Below are 19379 nucleotides of genomic sequence, written 5' to 3' on the forward strand. Positions count from 1 at the left end.
GGCCCCCCCCTTTAAGCGCAAGCACGTCAGCGGATAGCCGTTGCCCGCAGACGCTCTCCATAGCACACTGGGAAGCTGATACGCGGTTCAGATGTTCACGACAATTTCCCTTGTAACGGTCTCTGCATGAAAGACATTCTCTTCCTGCGCTTGAGCTAATCTTTTGCAAGTACGCCAAACAGCGACGGAACTTTTGAGTTCAGCAGGAGATGATTATCATATGAAGATTCTTGAGCTTGCCGATCTGGATACTTCGCATGTGAAGGCCGCCTATCAGAAAGTAGTCGCCGCCATCGAGCGGCAGGATTTCCGGGCTGCTCAGGTCAAGAAACTGACGGGAACAGCACATCGCAAGCTCTATCGGGCAAAGCTTAACGATGCGGATCGCCTGATCTTCACCCTGGTTCGCCGAGACGGTGATATCTGCGCGGTGATGCTGGAGATCGTCCATAACCACGCCTATGATCGTTCACGCTTTCTGCGTGGCATCCCGGTTGATGACGAGAAGAGCCTGGATTGCGAGGCTGGCGAGGCGGCAAAGGATGCCGAACCACTACGTTATCTGAACCCCGCGCATAGCATCCTGCATTTCCTGGACAAGCCGATTTCCTTTGATGACATGCAGGATGCGGTGTTTCGCGCGCCCGCCCCGATGATCATCGTCGGCAGCGCCGGCAGTGGCAAGACGGCGCTGATCCTGGAAAAGCTGAAGCAAGCCGATGGTGAGGTGCTTTATGTCACCCAATCGGCCTTCCTGGCTCAGAATGCCCGAAACCTCTATTACGCCAATGGCTTCGTCCGGGACAAACAGGACGCGACATTCCTGTCCCTGCGCGAATTCATCGAATCCATCCATGTACCGACCGGACGGGAAGCCACTTGGCGGGATTTCGCTGGCTGGGCACAGCGGTCACGCCCGCTGTTCCAGGATATCGACAGCCATCAGGCATTTGAGGAAATCCGCGGCGTGGTCACCGCCCATGACCGCGGCACCCTGTCGCGTGAGGATTATCTGGCATTGGGCGTGCGCCAGTCGATTTTCCAGGCCGAGATGCGGGACAGGCTCTATACGCTTTTTGAGAAATACCGCGCCTGGCTGGCCGATGCCCGGCTGTTCGATCTCAATCTTGTGGCGCAGGACTGGATCGCCAAAGCGGCACCGCGGTACGATTTCATCGTCATCGACGAAGTTCAGGACATCACGCCGGTGCAGTTGCTGCTGGTGCTGAAGACCCTGAAAACCGCCGGGCAGTTCCTGCTGTGCGGGGATTCCAATCAGATCGTTCATCCCAATTTCTTCTCCTGGAGCCATGTCAAAAGCCTGTTCTGGCACGACCCGGCCCTGGCCGAACGACAGCAGCTCTCGGTTCTCGCCGCCAATTTCCGCAACAGCCAGGCGGCGACGCGGGTGGCCAACCAGTTGCTGAAAATCAAGCAGCGCCGCTTCGGATCAATCGACCGCGAAAGCAATTTCCTGGTCCGACCGGTCGGGGCAGAGGATGGCGTAGTGACCCTGGCCGCCGACAAGGAGCCTCTGAAGCGCGACCTCAACCAGAAAATCCGCCAATCCACCCGCTTCGCCGTGCTGGTGATGCGCGACGAGGACAAGGCCGAGGCGCGCAAGCATTTCAACACGCCCCTGCTGTTCTCCATCCATGAGGCCAAGGGCCTGGAATATGAGAATATCGTTCTCTATCGCTTCATCTCGGATTACCGCGCCGAGTTCAACGAGATCGCGGACGGAGTCAGCCCCGACGACCTGACCGCCGACGAACTGGCCTACCGCCGGGCCAGGGACAAGACCGACAAGTCGCTGGAGGTCTATAAATTCTTCGTCAATGCTCTCTATGTGGCGCTGACCCGAGCGACGGCCAATCTGTATCTGATCGAATCCGACACCACCCATCCTTTGCTGCGGCTTCTGGACCTGAGATCGGTCGACCAGATGCAGGTGGAGGCCCGGCAATCCAGCCTGGAGGAATGGCAACGTGAGGCCCGCAAGCTGGAATTGCAGGGCAAGCAGGAACAGGTCAATGAAATCCGCCGGACCATTCTGAGGGAGGTTCCAGTTCCCTGGCCGGTCTTTGATGAGCAGAAGACAACCGAGTTGCTGGTCAAGGTCTTCAAGGACAAGGCACCCGGTTCCAAGCCGCGACAGCAGTTGGTCGATATCGCCATGGGTCAGGATTTGCCCTTGTTGGCCGAACGCGTCCACAACAGTTCGACGCCTGCGGCAAGATCATTCGCCCAGCAACGCGCCCAGCATGGCATGAAGAGCTATGCCGCTTTCGCAGCGAAGAACTTCAAGGATATCCTGCGACAGTGTGACAGCCACGGCATCGAACATCGTCTGCCGATGAACCAGACGCCGCTGATGGCGGCGGCGGCATGCGGCAATCTTGCCCTGGTGGAAGCCCTGATTGATCGTGGTGCCAGCCTGACGGCCACCGACCATTTTGGCTACAACGCTTCGCAATGGGCAATGCAGGAGGCGTTTCGCGAGGAGCGGTTTGCCAAAGGGCCGTTTGCGGCCCTTTATGATCTGCTGGCGCCTGCCAGCATCGATATTAACACGGGCGATCGGCTGGTACGAATCGACCGGCATCTGGTCGAGTACAGCCTGTTCCAGACCTTCTGGGTGTTGTTCCGGTCGCGCTTCACCTATCCGCAGCGCCATATCCACGGCGCCCTGGCCACGCAAGAAATTCTGGATGCCTGGGAGCATCTGCCCGCCAACGCGGTGCCGACGGAACGGAAGCGGCGGCAATATCTCTCCGGCGTGCTGGCCCGGAACGAGGTCAGCCGTGACTATCCCTATAACCGTGCCTTGTTCAAACGCCGGGCGCAGGGATGGTATCAGTTCAACCCGGCTCTGTCAGTGCGCTGGCAACGTAACGGCGAGGAAACCTGGGTGCCGATCTTCCAGGCGCTCAACTTGCCTTTCATCGCCGAGTTCACGCCCGCTGCGTATTGGGGCAGTGCGCGCGACGCATTGGAAGACTATCTGCAAGAAGCAGCCATGCCGCCGGCTACCGCAGCGATCATGGGATGATGCCTCATCCCCCCTCCTCGAAGCGCAAAACGGGCACGCCCATCTTGCGGGCATTGTCGGCGAGGTTCTGGGTGATGCCGGAACCTGGAAAGGCGATGAGGCCGATGGGCAGGATTTCCAGTATCTGGTCATTGCGACGGAAGGGGGCTGCCTTCTTGTGGCGAGTCCAGTCGGGCTTGTAGACGATCGTAAGCGTCAGCCGAAGCCCGTCTTGCGGAACGTCTGATAACTGAGATTCTGCCGCCCCCTGATTTTGGTGGTGGCGGATGGTCGGGATTTTGGAAATGGACGGTCTTGGGAGTGCTCGTAAGAGCAGTCGCAAGGGAGGCGCGGTTCTGGTTGACCCGGAGCGGCGTCGTCGATGGAGCGTTGAGGAGAAGCTGGGCATTCTGTCGGAAACGATGGCGCCAGGGGCTTTGGTGTCGGCTGTATGCCGGCGGCATGGCGTTGGCAGCGGGCAATTCTACACATGGCGGGGACAGTTGCGCCGCGGTGAGTTGACGGGGTTCGCGCCCTTGGTTGTCGAACAGGAAGCCCTTGCCTTGCCGCAGCCAGCATCGGCACCGTCCGTGGCACCACCCTGTCCGTCCCGTGTGGCGCCAGCAGCGGATAGGGCGGGTGCGGGGTTGATCGAGCTTGTGCTGCCATCGGGTGTCGTGGTGCGGCTGCGCGGCGCTGTCGATCTCTCGCTGCTGGGCCGGGTGCTGACGGTGCTGGAGCGATGATCGGCCCGTCCGGCCCGGTCCGGGTCTATCTGGCGTGCGGTGTGACGGACATGCGCAAGGGGATGGATGGTTTGGCGGCCCAGGTACAGACGATGCTGCGGCTGGATCCGCATGGCGGGGCGATCTACGCGTTCCGGGGGCGCAGCGGCGACCGGGTGAAGCTTCTCTGGTGGGATGGCCAGGGCCTGTGTCTGTTTGCCAAGCGGCTGGAGAAGGGCCGGTTTGTCTGGCCGCGGGCGGCGGGCGGGACGGTATCGCTGACGCCGGCCCAGTTATCGATGCTGCTGGAGGGGATTGACTGGCGGAACCTGTTGCGCAGCTGGTCGCCCGAGGCGGCGTGCTGAGAGCCGTGGCGATGTGACTCATGGAAGATCGACCCCGGTCGGATGCCGAGCGAACGGCGCTTTGGTAGACTGCCCAGATGATGCAGGACAGCGCCCAGGAGATTGCCCGGCTGCGGGCAGCATTGGCGGAGCGGGAGGCGGAACTGGCCTCCGCACGGGCGGAACTGACGGGTGCCAAGCTGCTGATCGAGCGGTATCGGCTGGAACTCGCATCCTTGCGGCGCCAGCGGTTTGGGGCCTCGTCGGAAAAGCTGGACGGTCGGATTGCGCAGTTGGAACTGCTGCTGGAGGACCTGGAGGAAGGCGAGGCCGCGCCCCCGGTACGGGGCGGGTCAGACAAACCGCGCCCGGAACGGCCGCGGATACAGCCGGTGCGCCAGCCGTTGCCGCCGCATCTGCCGCGTGAGGATGTGGTGCATGCGCCGGGCGATGTGTGCCCCGGCTGCGGCGGGCGGCATTTCTCGCCCCTGGGCGAGGATGTGACCGAGATTCTGGAGAAGGTTCCGGCACGGCTGAAGGTGATCCGGCATGTGCGGCCGAAACTGTCCTGCCGGACCTGTGCCACCATTGTGCAGGCCTCGTCGCCCGATCTGCCGATCACGCGGGCCGGCCGGGGCCGGGGCTGATCGCCCAGGTGGTGGTGAGCAAATATCTGGATGGACTGCCGCTCTATCGGCAATCGGCGATGCTGGCCCGCGAGGGCATCGAGATCGAGCGCGCCACCCTGGCCGATTGAGTGGGGCACGCGGCTTGGTGGGTGGCGCCGCTGGCCGAGCGGATCGGGGCCTATGTGCGGGTTGCCCCGGTCATCCATACCGACGACACGCCGGTGGCGATGCTGGCACCGGGACAGGGGCGCACCCGGACAGGTCGGCTTTGGACCTATCTGGTGGATGAGCGGCCCTGGTGCGGGGATCGGGCGCCGGCGGCCTGGTACCGGTTCAGCCCCGACCGCAAGGGCGAACGCCCCCGTGAACATCTGGCCGATTACAAGGGGGTGATCCAGGCCGACGCGTTCAGCGGCTATATTGCCCTGATCCGCGCGCCGCCTGATCCGGGGGTTGGGGCGGGCGACGGGGTGCCCGCCATCCGGCATGCGGCCTGCTGGGCCCATGCGCGGCGCAAGTTCCATGAAGTGTTCGAGGCGACGGGTTCCCCGGTCGCGGGCGAGGCGCTGGCGCGGATCGCCGCCCTCTACGCCATCGAGGCGGAGATCACCGGACAGAAGCCCGATCAGCGCCGGGACGCCCGCCAGCGCCTGGCCATGCCCCTGCTGGCCGACCTGAAGGTGTGGCTGGAAAGCCAGGCCGCGCGCCTGTCTGCGAAGACCGCCCTGGCCAAGGCCATCCAGTACGCGCTCGGCCGCTGGACGGCGCTGCTGCTCTATACCGGGGACGGCCGGATCGGCATCGACAACAACCCGCCGAACGCAGCCTGCGCACCATTGCCCTGACGCGGAAGAATTTTCTGTTCTTAGGCTCGGAGGCCGGCGGCAAGCGGGCGGCTGGCCTCTACACCGTGCTGGAGACGGCCAGGCTCAACGGGCTGAACCCGGATGCCTGGCTGGCCGATGCCATCGACTGCATGGCTAGGGGCCATGCGGTCAACCGCCTGGACGAACTTCTCCCCTGGAACTGTCGGGAACCGGCGCTACAATCGCCGGCATGAGCCGGGCCGACCCATCCCCCGGTGCCACATCCTTCCAGGAGATCGCCACCCTGCGCATCGAGTTGAAGGACAGTGATCCCCTGATCTGGCGTGAACTGGAGGTGCCGACCTCCGTCACGTTGAAGGTCCTGCACGACATCGTCCAGGTCGCCATGGGCTGGTTCGACTATCATCTCTGGGAATTCACCCTGGACGACCGGCGCTATGGCCTGCCATCCGACGAGGATTGGGGAACCGGTCGCCTCTATGACGCCACCAAGGTCCGCCTGCGCGATATCCTGAAACCCCGCCGCACCCGCATTGATTACCTCTATGATTTCGGGGACAATTGGGAACACCGGCTGATCATCACCCGCGTCCGCCAGGGCGACCCCGGACTGGGATATCCCCGCTATCTCGGCGGAGAACGCAATGCACCGCCGGAGGATTGCGGCGGCATCCCAGGGTTCTACGACATGCTCGCCATCCTGGCCGACACAGACCATCCCGATCATGCCGAGATCGCCGAATGGCTCGACGAGTACGATCCCGACACCATCGATGAAATCCCGATGCAATACGCCCTCAGTCGAATCGCAAACCGCAGAAACGCCGCCGCCAAACGCCTCAAAAACAAAAAAGACGCGGGGAACAGCTGACGCTTACCCTTCACCGGAGGCGTACGCTTCCGCTGCGCTTCCACGGTTTGCATCACCCCCATGGCCCGAACAGCAAAAAGGCCAGCAACCCGTTGGGATTGCTGGCCTTTATTGGATGCGGGGGCAGGATTTGACCGATGGCATGACAATTTATGCGTGAATATTTAGAGTAAAATTCCCTCCATAAAATGCGCGCACTCGCCACTCTACAGTAGCCGCAAGGTCTCGTCTGCGCCAGGAGGCGGCGCCCATCTCCGCCCGAGCTTTTCCATCAGCCGCTGTGCATTCCGCGGGGCTTTGCGCTTGTCGGTATTGTCGAAGAAGACGAAAACGTCGCGCGGTGTCGCTGTACCGCCGACCGGATCCCCGGCGAATTCACCGTCCTCCATCGCGCAACCTTCACTCCAGGCGCCGATGCGGGCGGCCCACCGATCCAAAGCCGCGTCATCATAGCCGGACCGGTACAGTTCCTCCGATCCATGCAGGCGGCAATAGATGAAGTCGGCCGTGATATCCATCAGCCGCGGCCATTCCACCGTATCGGCGCAGACCAGGGCCACCTTGTGCCGTCGCAACTGCCTTATGAAAGCCGGATCGCGGAAGCTCTCATGCCGGATCTCCACGGCGTGACGCAGCCGGTGAACACCATCGGTCTGAAGCCAGGCACGGCTTTTCAGATTGTCGTCATGGCGCGCCGCCAGTTTGGATGCCGCTTCCGCCCCATGCGGCAGGAGAGCCAGAAATTCCTCCATCACATCCGCGTCATACCGGAAGCTGGGCGGAAATTGCCAAAGGATCGGGCCAAGCTTGGCCCCCAGGCGCAGCAGACCCGATGCCAGGAAGTTGGCCACGGGATGCAGCGGGTCGGTCACGCGCGTAACATGGGTGATGTATCGCGGTGCCTTTATGGCGAAGATGAAGTCCTCCGGCACCTCCTCCGACCAGCGGGCGAAACTGGCGGGCTTCTGCATGCCGTAGAACGTGCCATTGACCTCGATCGCTGGAAAGGTGCGGCCGGCATAAGCCAGTTCCTTTTTCTGCACCAAGCCCTTGGGATAGAAATGGCCGCGCCAGGGTGGGTATGTCCATCCGGAAATGCCGATGCGGATATCGCCTTTCACAGAATGCCCTTTCCTCTCGCTCAAATTATATACCGGTCCCACCCGCCATAGCGCCCTTTCACGGCTCCCCGCCGGATGGAGAGCGCGATCAGCCACAGGCCGATGATCACATTTGCCACGCCGTGCGCCGTGCCCGCCCCGAACAGGAAAGGGGCCGCCATCGCGGCGAAACCCAGTGGCACCAGGCAATAGCGCAGCGTCCGGGCGACCTCCGCCGCCGCCAGCGATATCACCGTCAAGGCCAGGAAGCCGATGACATGGTCGGCATCCGCCATGGCGCCGTCGGCCCCGAATGTCAGCCGCGTGAACAGCAGCGACGTTGCCAGAATGCCAGCCAGGGCGAGGTTCCAGGGCAGGTTGACGCCGCCCGACCACATGTCCCGCATCACCGCCCCCGCCGGCCGGTCGAATTCGTCCTTTCGCGCGTCCCGATCACCCTCATCCGTATCCCCGAACAGGAAGACGCGCAGCCAGGGCCGGCCGGCCTTTGCCCGCCGCCGCATAAACTGTATCGTGGCCAGCAGCTCGTCCAGCGAATAGGGGATCTGGATCAGCATCGCTGCGGCACCGACCAGGGTCAGCGTCGCCCAGGTGCCGATGACGATGGGCTGGATGATGACGAACAGGATCGAGACCACGCCCAGGGGCGCGATCATCAGCCCGAACAGGAACACCAGCCACGGCATGGTCCGCCAGCGTGCCCGTGACCCGACAATGCCGGTGACGATCTCCAGCGCGTAGGTGTAGCCGCCCAGTGCGGCGTCGGGGATGGGAAAGGCTTCGGACACGGCCGATGTGATCACCGCCTCCGTGCCGTTCTTGGCCGGCGCATCGGGAAGGCCGGGGAAGAACGGATCCCACACACCGCTCACCTGTCCAAGCTGATAGGCAGACAGGTAACGGGCGACCAGCAGGCCGATTAGCGCGAACAGGATGATGGGCAGCCGCTGCGCCCAGCCCGACGGGTTGTAGCTCCAGCCCGGCGGGATGTCCGGCCCCGTCATCGCGGCCACCATGGAGGGGCCGGGTTCCGGCCGCGTCCCCACCGCCAGCCCGAAGGCGAAGGCACCGACCAGCGTATCGGACAGGAAGGCGGCGGGGTTTGCCGTCCAGAACAGGAACGGCACCGCCATGATCCCCGCCGCGACCGCAGCCGACGCCCAGCGCGCCCAAGCAATCCGCCAGGACAGCGACAGCGAGGCGAAGAACACCAGGGCCGTGCCCAGCGCGATCTCCGACCAGAACAAGGCCGGCTCCTGAACCTCCACGATCACCGGCTGCACCAGGATCCAGAAACCGAGCGCGATATTAACGAAATGCGCCCAGCGATTATCGGCATGGGCGGCGCGATACCAATCCTCGTGGCTGGCGCGCAGTTCCTCCGGATCGTGGCCGACCTTCTCCGCCTCGGTCACGAAATCCGGTACGGGGATGCGGTTGGCCTTGTACCAGGCGGCCGGGTCCTGCTTCAGGGTGGCGATGATGGCCGGCAGTTCGTCGGTCAGCCGATGCCGGGGCGTCCAGCCCAGAAGTTCCCGCGCACGGGTTATATCCAGTGCGTAATGGTCGCTCGCCATCCGCATCATGAAGGGCTGGATGAAGGGGCGCTCACCGCCATCGATGGCGTCGGGCACCAGCGGTTCCGCCTTGTCCTGCACCCAGGCACCGACGCCGGCCACGGCGGACGGCACACGCAGAGTGGCCCAGTCCGCCTCGCCATGGATCAGGCAACCGAGACGATCCTGAAGATCGTCATAGCCGATGGCATCCGGTTCCCCGACCAGGATCACCGTCTCGTCGGGCAACTGCCCGCGCCGGTCGATCGCCCGGACGAAGGCGTCGATCATATCCTCGCGATGCACCATCGCCTGGCCGGCATCTGTGTCACCGGAATAAAGGTGGCTCTGGAAATCACGCTCATAGATACGGGCGATCTGGTTGGCGAAGGTCGGCACCGATGTGCGCGCATCATAGAGCCCGGCCAGATGCAGGAAGACGGTCGGTATCCGCCCGCGTGTCTCACGGATGGCCTGCTCCGCCTCCGCCTTGGATTTCGGATAGGCCCAGCCGGGTTCGATCGGCCAGCTCTCATCGATGCGTTCCCCCGGCCGGCCGGCCTCATGCACCAGCATCGTGCCGGAATAGACGAACTGTTCCACCTCGAATGCCTGCAGCGCCTGCATGAGATTGCGGCTGCCATCGACATTGACCGCCTTGTATTCCGGCTTGTCCTCGCCGCTGAAATCGAAGAAGGCCGCCAGATGCACGACGCTGGCGAAATGACGGCCATAATGCGCACCGATCCGGTCCAGCGCATCGGCGACACTTCTGCCGTCGGTCAATTCGGCCTTGATCACCGGATAGTCGGTGTCGCCGCCGGCCGTATCCAGCCCTACCACCAGATAGTGGTCCCGGAGTGCCGCCGCCAGGGAATGGCCGATATTACCGGCCGCACCGGTGATGAGGATGATAGGCTTGTCGGGCAAAGGTCCCTCCCCGGTCAGGTCATGCGGGTAACAACCCCGGGACAAGGCGGTTCCCACCCTGTTTCCCGCCGCCCGCGGGAACCTGCAGCGGTGACAGTGTGGAATTGGCAAAAAACCATGAAACCCGGGACGGGGAATGAACGTTTCCCAATATTCGCCTGACGGCGCCCTTCCACCTTTCCAGACAAGCCGGAGATGATCCGTGGCAAACGGCAAGCTGGCTTCCTACACCCAGAAGCGCGACTTCACCCGCACGGCGGAACCCAGGGGCCACACAGGCCCCAAGGCCGGACCCCGACGCCGCTTCGTCATTCAGAAGCACGATGCGCGGCGCCTGCATTACGACCTGCGGCTGGAGGTGAATGGTGTCTTCAAATCCTGGGCCGTCACCAAGGGCCCGTCACTGGACCCGCATGTGAAGCGTCTAGCCGTGGAGGTGGAAGACCATCCGCTGGCCTATGGCGATTTCGAAGGCACGATCCCCAAGGGTCAATATGGCGGCGGCACCGTGCAATTATGGGATCGCGGCTATTGGGCACCGGAGGACGAAGGGGCAGATATCGAAGCCGCGCTGAAAGCTGGCGAGCTGAAATTCACGCTTGAAGGCGACCGGTTGCAGGGCGGCTGGGTGCTGGTCCGCATGCGCGGCGACCGCGAGGGCCGATCAGGGCGCAGCAACTGGCTGCTGATCAAGCATCGCGACGAGGCCGCCCGCGAGGGGGACGAAGATGCGCTGCTGGCAGAAGACCGCTCCGTCGCGTCCGGCCGCGCCATGGTCGACATCACCGCCGGTAAGGGGCGGAAGCCAACACCGTTCATGGCGAAGAAACCGGCGACCGCACGGAAGAAGCCAAGTAAGGCGGAGGCGTCGGAAATGCCCGGTTTCGTGGCGCCGCAGCTCTGCCGCTCCGTCGACCGGCCACCATCCGGGGATGATTGGGTGCATGAGATCAAGTTCGACGGATACCGCGTGCAGGTGCGGGTGGAAAAGGGCTTGGCCGTCATCCGCACACGCAAGGGCCTGGACTGGACCGACCGTTTTCCCGCCATCGCCAAGGCCGCCGGCACGCTTCCCGATCTGCTGATGGATGGGGAGGTCATCGCATTGGACGCGGACGGCATCCCCGATTTCGCGGCCCTGCAGGCCGCCTTGGCGGAGGAGAAGACCGATGCACTGTCCTTCTTCGGCTTCGACCTGCTGTTCGATGCCCACCACGACCTGCGTGAACAGCCGCTGCGCGCCCGCAAGGAAAGGCTGCGGCACATCCTGGATGCGGTGAAAGGCGATGCTGCCCGGCGGCTGCGCTATGTGGAGGATTTCGCCACGGGCGGCGATGCCGTGCTGTCGTCGGCCTGTCGGCTATCCTTGGAGGGGGTGGTATCCAAGCGCATCGACGCACCCTACCTTTCCGGCCGTTCAGACAGCTGGGTGAAGGCCAAGTGCCGGGCGGGGCACGAGGTGGTGATCGGCGGCTGGACCACGACGGACGGCACCTTCCGTTCCCTGCTGGTCGGGGTCAACCGTGACGGCAAGCTGGTCTTCATCGGCCGGGTGGGCACCGGTTACGGTGCGGCCAAGGTGAAGGCCCTGCTGCCCCGGTTGGAGGCGCTGGCCACCGACAAATCCCCCTTTGCCCAGCGCCTCCCCCACGGTGGTGGCATGGTGCATTGGGTGAAGCCCGAACTGGTGACGGAGATCGAATTCGCCGGCTGGACCGCCGCCGGCAATATCCGGCAGGCCGCCTTCAAGGCGCTGCGCGAGGACAAGCCCGCAGCGGAGGTGGAGGCCGACATGCCGGCCCCCATCGACAAGGTGGGCCTGGCCGTGCCCGCCGTCCCCATGGCCGACCGGAAGGCCGGCGGCAACCCGGTCATGGGCGTGACGCTGTCCAATCCCGACAAGCCGCTATGGCCGCACGCGGAGGATGGCAAGCCCGTCACCAAGCTGGACCTCGCCCGCTATTTCGAGAGCGTCGCCGATCTCATCATGCTCCATATCCAGGGCCGCCCCTGCTCCATCCTGCGTGCGCCCGACGGCATCGACGGCCAGCATTTCTTCCAGCGCCATGCCATGCGCGGCATGTCCAGCCTGCTGGAACAGGTGAAGGTGACGAAGGAACACCGGCCCTATCTGCAGGTGGACCGGCCAGAGGGGCTGGCCGCCTTGGCGCAATGGGGAGCGCTGGAACTGCATCCATGGAACTGCCGGCCGGATGCGCCCGATAGACCGGGCCGCCTGGTCTTCGACCTGGACCCCGGCCCGGACGTGGCCTTCGCCACCGTGGTGGCGGCGGCAAGGGAGTTGCGCGACCGGCTGGAAGCCCTGGGGCTGACGCCATTCGCCAAGACCAGCGGCGGCAAGGGCCTGCATGTCGTCGCGCCTCTGGCCGATGAAGACCGGCGTACTCCCAACTGGGACGCGGCCAAGGCGTTCGCCAAGGAGCTTTGCCGCCGCATGGCCGAGGATGCGCCCGACCGCTATGTGGTGAACATGGCCAAGAAGCTGCGCCAAGGCCGCATCTTCCTGGATTATCTGCGCAATGACCGGCTGGCCACGGCGGTGGCGCCCTTGTCGCCGCGCGCCCGGCCCGGCGCCCCTATCTCCATGCCCCTGACCTGGGAACAGGTGACGGCGCGGCTGGATCCGGCCCGGTTCACCTTGCGCACCGGCCCCGCCCGCCTGCGCAAGAGCGATCCCTGGACCGGCTATGCGGATGCCGAACAGCCGCTGAGTGCCGCCATCAAGCGGCTGGAGAAGGAATGACGATATGGCCGGACGGCATTTCTGGAAGGGTTATCTGAAACTGTCGCTCGTCACCTGCCGGGTGGCGATGGTGCCCGTTCTGTCGCAGGCGGCGAAGGTACGTTTCCACCTGTTGAACCGCACAACGGGCAACCGCGTGGAAAGCCGCTATGTCGATAGCGTTACCGGCAAGCGCGTGCCGGAAAAGGATCAGGTGAAGGCCTATGAGAAGGGAGAGGATGATCATGTCCTGCTGGAGGACAAGGAGTTGGACGCCGTCGCCCTGGAAAGCACCCGCACCATCGATATCGACCTGTTCGCCCCGCGCGACAGCATAGACTGGGTCTGGTACGACACGCCCTATTTCCTGATCCCCGACGATAAGGTGGGCGAAGAGGCGTTTGCGGTTATCCGCGAAGCCATGCGCGCCGCCGACATGGCCGGCATCGCCCGGCTGGTGCTGAACCGTCGGGAACGGGCCGTGATGCTGGTTCCACGCGACAGGGCGATCATGCTGTGGACCCTGCGCTATGGGGATGAGGTGCGCGATCCCGACGACTATGTTCAGGACATGGACGGCGGCAAACCCGATGCCAAACAACAGCGGCTGATCCGCTCCATCATTGATGATGCAAAGCGCGGCTGGGACAAGGAACTGGCTGCCGATCCCGTGCAGAAGAAGCTGCTGTCGATGATCGCCCAGCGCCGCCGCGCCCTGAAACGGCAGAAGCAGCCATCGGCCAAATCGCGCGGCGACAATGTCATCGACATCACCGATGCCCTGAAGCGGAGCCTGAAGCTGGGGTGACGCCCTTATGCTGCCTGGGCGGCACTCCGGCGTAGCGCCTCCATCAGATCGTCGGGCTTGGTCCGGGCCGGCGCCTTGCGGCGGCGGACGGGCTTGCCCTCGATCTTGGCGCGGACGAGGTCAGCCAGTGCCGCATCATAGCGGTCGTCGAAGGTCGCGGGATCGAACGTGCCCGTCTTGGTGTCGATGATGTGCCGCGCAAGGTCCAGCATCGGCTTCTTCACCTTCACATCCGCCACCCGCTTCAAGATCGCCGGCTGCGTCTCCACCTCATGGTCGAAATTCAGGGTACGAGCCATGAAGCTTCCCTCGCCCGGCCAGATCAGCAGGCTGCGCACGCGCCGGAAAAGCACCGCCCGCGCCAGGGCAGCCACCTTCCTTTTCCGCATCCCTTCCAGCACCAGCCCGAATGCATCGGTTGAAACATGGGCGCGGGGACCCAGGAAATAGGGCCGGTCGAAATAGAGCGGATCGACATCATCCAGATCGATGAAGCCCTCCACCGCCATGGTGCGCTCCCCCTTGGGCAGAGCGGAGGCGATTTCCGCCGGCTCGAACACCAGATAGCGGCCATCGCCGACATCATAGCCCTTCAGCTGGTCATCGTGCTCCACCGGTCGCCCCGTGGACTCGTCCACCAACTCGCGCCGCACGCGGTGGCCGGTGCGACGGTTGACGATATGGAAACTGACACGTTCGGCGCTGCTGGCGGCCGCATAGAGCGACACTTCCACGGGCAGTTCACCCAACAGCAGGACGCCGTTCCAGCTTGCATGCGCCGCCATGATCTGCTCCCAATCCAAGCTTCCCGCAAAGGCAACAGGGGCGGCCGGCAAGGGGTTCCCCTGTGGCGACATGACGATCGGTGCCCCATCAGGCTGACCCCCTTCGAATTGTGCTGGCCTATAGCGGGCTCATCGGGGGCAATGGCCCACCATCGGCACCTTGAAGGGGAACCCCCCTCCTCCCCTGCCGTTTATGACCAGCCACCACCGACCCATGACCGACGGCTGAACGCCGCCCACCGGCAGAGAGGTTGCCATGCCCATCATCATCAACGGCACGGCCGTGCCGTTGCCTGACGACCCGCGCGTCTCGCTGCTGGACCTGCTACGTGAACAGCTGCATCTGGCCGGCACCAAGAAGGGCTGCAACCAGGGTGCCTGCGGCGCCTGCACCGTGCTGGTCGATGGGGAGCGCATCATCTCCTGTCTGGCGCTGGCCGTGCAGTATGAGGGGCGCACGGTCACGACGGTGGAGGGTCTGGCAGCCGAGGGCGATCTGCACCCGTTGCAACGGGCCTTCATCCAGCATGACGGGTTCCAATGCGGCTATTGCACGCCCGGCCAGATCTGTTCGGCCATCGGCATGGCGGCGGAACTGGAACGGGGACTGCCCAGCCACGTCACCGCCGATCTGCTGGTGGATGAAATCCTGACCAGCCGCGAGGAACTGGCCGAACGGATGAGTGGCAATCTCTGCCGTTGCGGCGCGCATAACGGCATCATGGATGCCATCACCGCCACCTTCATCCACACGGAAATTAGCCGGTCCACCGGGCCTGAGAAGGCGGAGGAAGCGGCATGATCCCCTTTACCTATGCCCGCGCCGCCGACGCATCCCATGCCTTACAACTGGCCGGCCCGCTGGTCGCGAAATATCTGGGTGGCGGCACCAATCTGGTCGATCTGATGCGTGAGACGATCGAGCAACCGGAAGCGCTGGTCGATGTCACCGGCCTGTCGGCCGCCATCAAGTACCATGAAGGCGGGTTGCTGATCGGTGCTGCCGCCAACAACACGGCCGTGGCGGAACATCGGGTGGTGCGCGAGGCCTATCCGGTGCTGGCCCGCGCCATCCTGTCGGGGGCGTCGGCCCAGGTGCGCAACATGGCCACCGTCGGCGGCAACCTGCTCCAGCGCACGCGCTGCGCCTATTTCTATGACCCTGACGGGTCGCGCTGCAACAAGCGTAGCCCTGGGGAGGGCTGCGATGCGATCGACGGCTTCAACCGGATGCATGCCATCCTGGGCGCCTCACCCACCTGCATCGCCACCCATCCGTCCGACATGTGCGTGGCACTCGCCGCCCTGGATGCGGTTGTGCATGTCCAGGGGCAGGCAGGTGAACGCACCATCCCGCTGACCGACCTGCACCGGCTGCCGGCGGATCGGCCCGATCTGGACACAATGCTGGAACCGGGGGAGTTGATCACCGCATTGGCGCTGCCGCCTTTGTCGACCGGCGCACGCTCCACCTACCGCAAGGTCCGCGACCGGGCCAGCTATGCCTTTGCCCTGGTCTCCGTCGGTGCCGTCCTGGCTATGGAGGACGGCATCATCAAAGATGTGCGCATCGCCCTGGGCGGCGTCGCACACAAGCCCTGGCGGGCCGGCATCGCCGAGGCGGCGTTACGCGGCCGTGAAGCCACGCGTGAGAATTTCCGCGCCGCCGCCGAGGCGGAACTGCGGGAAGCCCGGCCCCTGCACGATAACGGCTTCAAGATCCCGCTGGCCATCCGCACTATCACCGCCACCCTGGGCGAATTGACGGGAGAGGCCGCATGAATCTCATCGAACAGGCCAAGCAGGCCGTCCAGGGCGTGTCCCAGGCGGTCATGACCAAGGCCGTGGCCATGGCACCCGACAGTTGGGTCCCCGGCGGCCAGCCCGACCCGTTGATGCACAGCAAGCACGGCCTGGTGGGCGCACCGGTATCGCGCCTCGACGGTCCGCTGAAGGTCACCGGCCAGGCGCCCTTTGCGGCGGAATTCCGGCTGCCGGACATGGTTTATGCCGCGCTGGCCTACAGCACCATCGCCAAGGGCCGCATACAGTTGCTGGATGTCGCGCGGGCGGAGAAGGCACCGGGCGTCGTGCTGGTGATGACCTACCTGAACGCCCCGCGCCTGTCCCCGCCGCCCTTGTTCCTGACTGAGGAAAAGGCGGCTGCCGGCGACAATCTGCCGGTCATGCAGGATGACCGCATCCATTGGAACGGCCAGCCCATCGCCCTGGTGCTGGCCGCGACACAGGAACAGGCCGATCACGCCGCCTCCCTGATCAGCGCCACTTACCTGATGGAAGAGGCCCAAACCTCCATCGCCGCCGCGCGGGCGGCGGGGACCAAGCCGTCGCACTTCATGGGCCAGCCGCTGCATAATAAAAGCGGCGATGCCGAAGCCGCCCTGGCCGAAGCGCCGTTCAAGGTGGATACCACGTACACCACGCCGCGCCACAACCACAATCCCATCGAGTTGCACGCCCTGACCCTGGCTTGGCAGGGAGACTTCCTGCGCATCCATGACGCCCAGCAACTGGTGGCGCACAGTGCCTTCACCCTGTCGCGGGTGTTCGACATGCCGGAGGAGAAGGTGGTGATCACCTCTCCCTATGTCGGGGGCGGCTTTGGGTGCAAGTCGCTATGGCAGCACCAGATCCTGGCCGCCGCTGCCGCGCGGATGGCGGGGCGGCCCGTGCGGCTGACGCTGTCACGCGAAGGCGTCTACCGCATCGTGGGTGGCCGGTCGCCGACGGAACAGCGGGTGGCGCTGGGGGCGGACGCCGACGGAAAGCTGACGGCGCTGATCCATAGCGGCCTGACCGTGAAGACACCCTACAACGCCATGCCCGAACCCTTCATCCTGCCCACCCGCAGCGCCTATGCCACCGAAAACATCCTGCTGGATGTACGGCATGTGGAGTTGGACATGCTGGGCAACACGTTCATGCGGGCACCGGGTGAAGCGGTGGGCACCTTCGCGCTTGAATCCGCCATGGATGAGCTGGCGGAAAAGCTGGGCATGGACCCGATCGAATTGCGTCTGCGCAATGAGCCGGAGAAGGACCCGACCTCCGGCCTGACCTTTTCCGCCCGCCATATCGCCCAGGCCTGGCGCACGGGTGCCGAGCGCTTCGGCTGGCACCGGCGCAAGCCCGTTCCGGGAACCGTGCGGGAGGGCGAGTGGCTGGTCGGCATGGGCTGCGCCATGGCCACATATCCCTATTACCGCATGCCGGGCGGGGCCGCGCGCCTGACCCTGACCCGCGATGGCCATGTGTCGGTCGACGTTGCGGTGCATGAGATGGGTATGGGCACCGCCACCGTGCAAAGCCAGGTGACGGCCGAGAGGCTGGGCCTGCCCCTTGACATGATCAGTTTCAATTACGGTGACAGCACCCTGCCGGGGCTCATCATGGCCGGCGGGTCACAGCAGACGGCCGCCACCGGCGCCTCCATCCTGGCCGCCTACGACGCGCTGAAGAAGGAATTACTGGCCCTGGCCGGCAACAGCTCCCCCCTGGCCGGGCTGAAGCCGGACGAGGTGGGCAGCCGCGATGCCGGCCTCTGCAAGCTGGACGAGCCCGACCGCTATGACAGCTATGCCGCCATCCTGGGCCGGGCCCGGCGGGACGAAGTCCGGGTGGAGGCGAGCCCGCCGCCGCCCCTGGAGACCATGCATTGGTCGATGCACAGCCACGGCGCGATGTTCTGCGAGGCCCGCGTGAACGTCGTGACCGGCGAGCCGCGGATCAGCCGTTTCCTGGGTTCCTTCGATTGCGGCCGCATCCTGAATCCCAAGACGGCGGCCAGCCAGTTCCGTGGCGGCATCATCATGGGGCTGGGCTTGGCCCTGATGGAGGAGACGCAGTTCGACGAGCGCAAGGGCCGCATCATGAACGCCAACCTCGCCGACTATCATGTGCCCGTGCATCTGGACGTGCCGGAGATCGACGTGATTTGGACCGACATTCCCGACCCGCACACCCCCATGGGTGCCCGCGGCGTGGGGGAGATCGGCATCACCGGCACCGGCGCCGCCGTCGCCAACGCCATCTACAACGCCACCGGCAAGCGCATCCGCGACCTGCCGATCACCCTCGACAAGCTGCTGTGAGCGGCAGCGCACCCATTCCGGCGAAGGAGCCTTCCCATGGGCACGATCCAGCCAAGAATCCACGAAGACGCCCTGCCCGGCCATGAAAGCCGGCTTACCCCTAAGCCGGAATGGCGGCCACGCTATCCCGGCTCCGGCCGCCTGAAGGGCAAGGTGGCCATCATCACCGGTGCGGATAGCGGCATCGGCCGGGCGGTCGCCGCACTGTATGCCCGTGAAGGGGCCGACATCGTCATCGTCTATCTGCTGGAGGATGAGGATGCGGAGGAAACAAGGCGGATCGTGGAGGCGGAGGGCCGCCAGGCCGTCATCATCAAGGCGGATATCGGCGACAAGCTGGCCTGCGACCGCATCGCCAAACAGACCATGGCCAGCTTCGGCCGCATCGACATCCTGGTCAACAATGCCGGTGAGCAGCATCCGGACAAGGACATCACCGACATCACGGAAGAACAGCTGCAGCGCACCTTCCAGACCAACATCTTCGCCATGTTCTATCTGACCCAGGCCGTGCGGCCGCACCTGAAGCCGGGTGCCGCCATCATCAACTGCACCTCGGTCACCATGTACAAGGGCAGCAAGGAATTGCTGGATTACAGCGCCACCAAGGGCGCCATCACCGCCTTCACCCGCTCCCTGTCGGAAAATCTCGTGGGCGACGGCATCCGGGTGAACGCCGTGGCCCCCGGCCCGATCTGGACACCGCTCAACCCATGCGGCGGCGCCAGCAAGGAGAAACTGGAACATTTCGGCGAAGGCACCCCCATGGGCCGTCCCGGCCAGCCGAACGAGGTCGCGCCGTCCTTCCTGTTCCTGGCCTGCGAGGATGCCAGCTACATGTCCGGTCAGGTGCTGCATCCCAATGGCGGGATCATCGTCAACGGCTGAGGAGAACAG

General features: G+C 64.5%; 14 protein-coding genes and 1 pseudogene. 11 read left to right on the forward strand and 4 right to left on the reverse strand.

All coding sequences use genetic code 11. The annotated features are described in order from the left end of the window. Nucleotides 1–220: 220 nt before the first annotated feature. Nucleotides 221–3052, forward strand: a complete 2832-nt coding sequence (locus ACM9HJ_RS24845) for an AAA family ATPase (RefSeq protein ID WP_416574476.1) — start codon at nucleotides 221–223, stop codon at nucleotides 3050–3052. Between the two features lie 4 nt (nucleotides 3053–3056). On the opposite strand, the gene ACM9HJ_RS24850 is transcribed toward ACM9HJ_RS24845, so the two are convergent. Beyond that, nucleotides 3057–3374: a hypothetical protein gene (locus ACM9HJ_RS24850; protein WP_416574477.1), complete on the reverse strand. Its 318-nt coding sequence runs from the start codon at nucleotides 3372–3374 to the stop codon at nucleotides 3057–3059. On the opposite strand from ACM9HJ_RS24850, the gene tnpA reads away from it, so the two are divergent. The 4 genes and pseudogenes from tnpA to ACM9HJ_RS24870 all read left to right on the forward strand — a co-directional run bounded on the left by tnpA (nucleotide 3337) and on the right by ACM9HJ_RS24870 (nucleotide 6427). Next, complete coding sequence (tnpA, locus tag ACM9HJ_RS24855; RefSeq protein WP_416574478.1) at nucleotides 3337–3777, forward strand: IS66-like element accessory protein TnpA; 441 nt, start codon at nucleotides 3337–3339, stop codon at nucleotides 3775–3777. The genes ACM9HJ_RS24850 and tnpA overlap by 38 nt on opposite strands. Beyond that, the gene (tnpB, locus tag ACM9HJ_RS24860) at nucleotides 3774–4121 is read left to right on the forward strand and encodes an IS66 family insertion sequence element accessory protein TnpB (RefSeq protein ID WP_416574479.1); all 348 of its coding nucleotides are present in this window, start codon (nucleotides 3774–3776) and stop codon (nucleotides 4119–4121) included. The genes tnpA and tnpB overlap by 4 nt, the downstream gene beginning before the upstream one ends. Nucleotides 4122–4201: 80 nt before the next feature. Then, nucleotides 4202–5789: pseudogene (tnpC, locus tag ACM9HJ_RS24865) on the forward strand (IS66 family transposase). Next, nucleotides 5786–6427: a plasmid pRiA4b ORF-3 family protein gene (locus ACM9HJ_RS24870; protein ID WP_416574480.1), complete on the forward strand. Its 642-nt coding sequence runs from the start codon at nucleotides 5786–5788 to the stop codon at nucleotides 6425–6427. The pseudogene tnpC and the gene ACM9HJ_RS24870 overlap by 4 nt, the downstream one beginning before the upstream one ends. A 206-nt stretch (nucleotides 6428–6633) precedes the next feature. Here the strand turns inward: ACM9HJ_RS24870 and ACM9HJ_RS24875 are convergent, their stop codons facing one another. Further along, nucleotides 6634–7548, reverse strand: coding sequence for a DUF72 domain-containing protein (locus tag ACM9HJ_RS24875; protein WP_416574481.1), 915 nt, complete (start codon nucleotides 7546–7548; stop codon nucleotides 6634–6636). Nucleotides 7549–7568: 20 nt separating this feature from the next. After that, on the reverse strand, nucleotides 7569–10034 hold the full coding sequence (locus ACM9HJ_RS24880; protein ID WP_416574482.1) for a vitamin K epoxide reductase family protein: 2466 nt from the start codon (nucleotides 10032–10034) through the stop codon (nucleotides 7569–7571). 202 nt (nucleotides 10035–10236) lie between these two features. Between ACM9HJ_RS24880 and ligD the strand changes: the two genes are divergently transcribed. Continuing rightward, on the forward strand, nucleotides 10237–12798 hold the full coding sequence (gene ligD / locus ACM9HJ_RS24885; RefSeq protein WP_416574483.1) for a DNA ligase D: 2562 nt from the start codon (nucleotides 10237–10239) through the stop codon (nucleotides 12796–12798). A 4-nt stretch (nucleotides 12799–12802) separates the two neighbouring features. Then, the gene (locus ACM9HJ_RS24890) at nucleotides 12803–13585 is read left to right on the forward strand and encodes a Ku protein (RefSeq protein WP_416574484.1); all 783 of its coding nucleotides are present in this window, start codon (nucleotides 12803–12805) and stop codon (nucleotides 13583–13585) included. Nucleotides 13586–13590: 5 nt separating this feature from the next. Here ACM9HJ_RS24890 and ACM9HJ_RS24895 read toward each other — a convergent pair whose 3' ends face one another. Continuing rightward, nucleotides 13591–14370 (reverse strand): Ku protein, encoded by a 780-nt coding sequence (locus tag ACM9HJ_RS24895; RefSeq protein ID WP_416574485.1) that lies wholly within the window; start codon nucleotides 14368–14370, stop codon nucleotides 13591–13593. A gap of 256 nt (nucleotides 14371–14626) precedes the next feature. On the opposite strand from ACM9HJ_RS24895, the gene ACM9HJ_RS24900 reads away from it, so the two are divergent. The 4 genes from ACM9HJ_RS24900 to ACM9HJ_RS24915 are packed head-to-tail and all read left to right on the forward strand — an operon-like array spanning nucleotide 14627 to nucleotide 19370. Beyond that, nucleotides 14627–15172 carry a 2Fe-2S iron-sulfur cluster-binding protein gene (locus ACM9HJ_RS24900; RefSeq protein WP_416574486.1) on the forward strand — a complete coding sequence of 182 codons (546 nt, stop codon included), beginning with the start codon at nucleotides 14627–14629 and terminating at the stop codon, nucleotides 15170–15172. Next, complete coding sequence (locus ACM9HJ_RS24905) at nucleotides 15169–16152, forward strand: FAD binding domain-containing protein (RefSeq protein ID WP_416574487.1); 984 nt, start codon at nucleotides 15169–15171, stop codon at nucleotides 16150–16152. Before ACM9HJ_RS24900 ends, ACM9HJ_RS24905 begins: the two co-directional genes overlap by 4 nt. Beyond that, nucleotides 16149–18482 carry a xanthine dehydrogenase family protein molybdopterin-binding subunit gene (locus tag ACM9HJ_RS24910; RefSeq protein WP_416574488.1) on the forward strand — a complete coding sequence of 778 codons (2334 nt, stop codon included), beginning with the start codon at nucleotides 16149–16151 and terminating at the stop codon, nucleotides 18480–18482. Before ACM9HJ_RS24905 ends, ACM9HJ_RS24910 begins: the two co-directional genes overlap by 4 nt. A gap of 36 nt (nucleotides 18483–18518) precedes the next feature. Beyond that, nucleotides 18519–19370 (forward strand): SDR family oxidoreductase, encoded by an 852-nt coding sequence (locus ACM9HJ_RS24915; RefSeq protein WP_416574489.1) that lies wholly within the window; start codon nucleotides 18519–18521, stop codon nucleotides 19368–19370. Nucleotides 19371–19379: the final 9 nt, after the last annotated feature.

It is taken from the genome of Niveispirillum sp. KHB5.9 (assembly GCF_048066115.1).
Lineage (GTDB): Bacteria > Pseudomonadota > Alphaproteobacteria > Azospirillales > Azospirillaceae > Niveispirillum.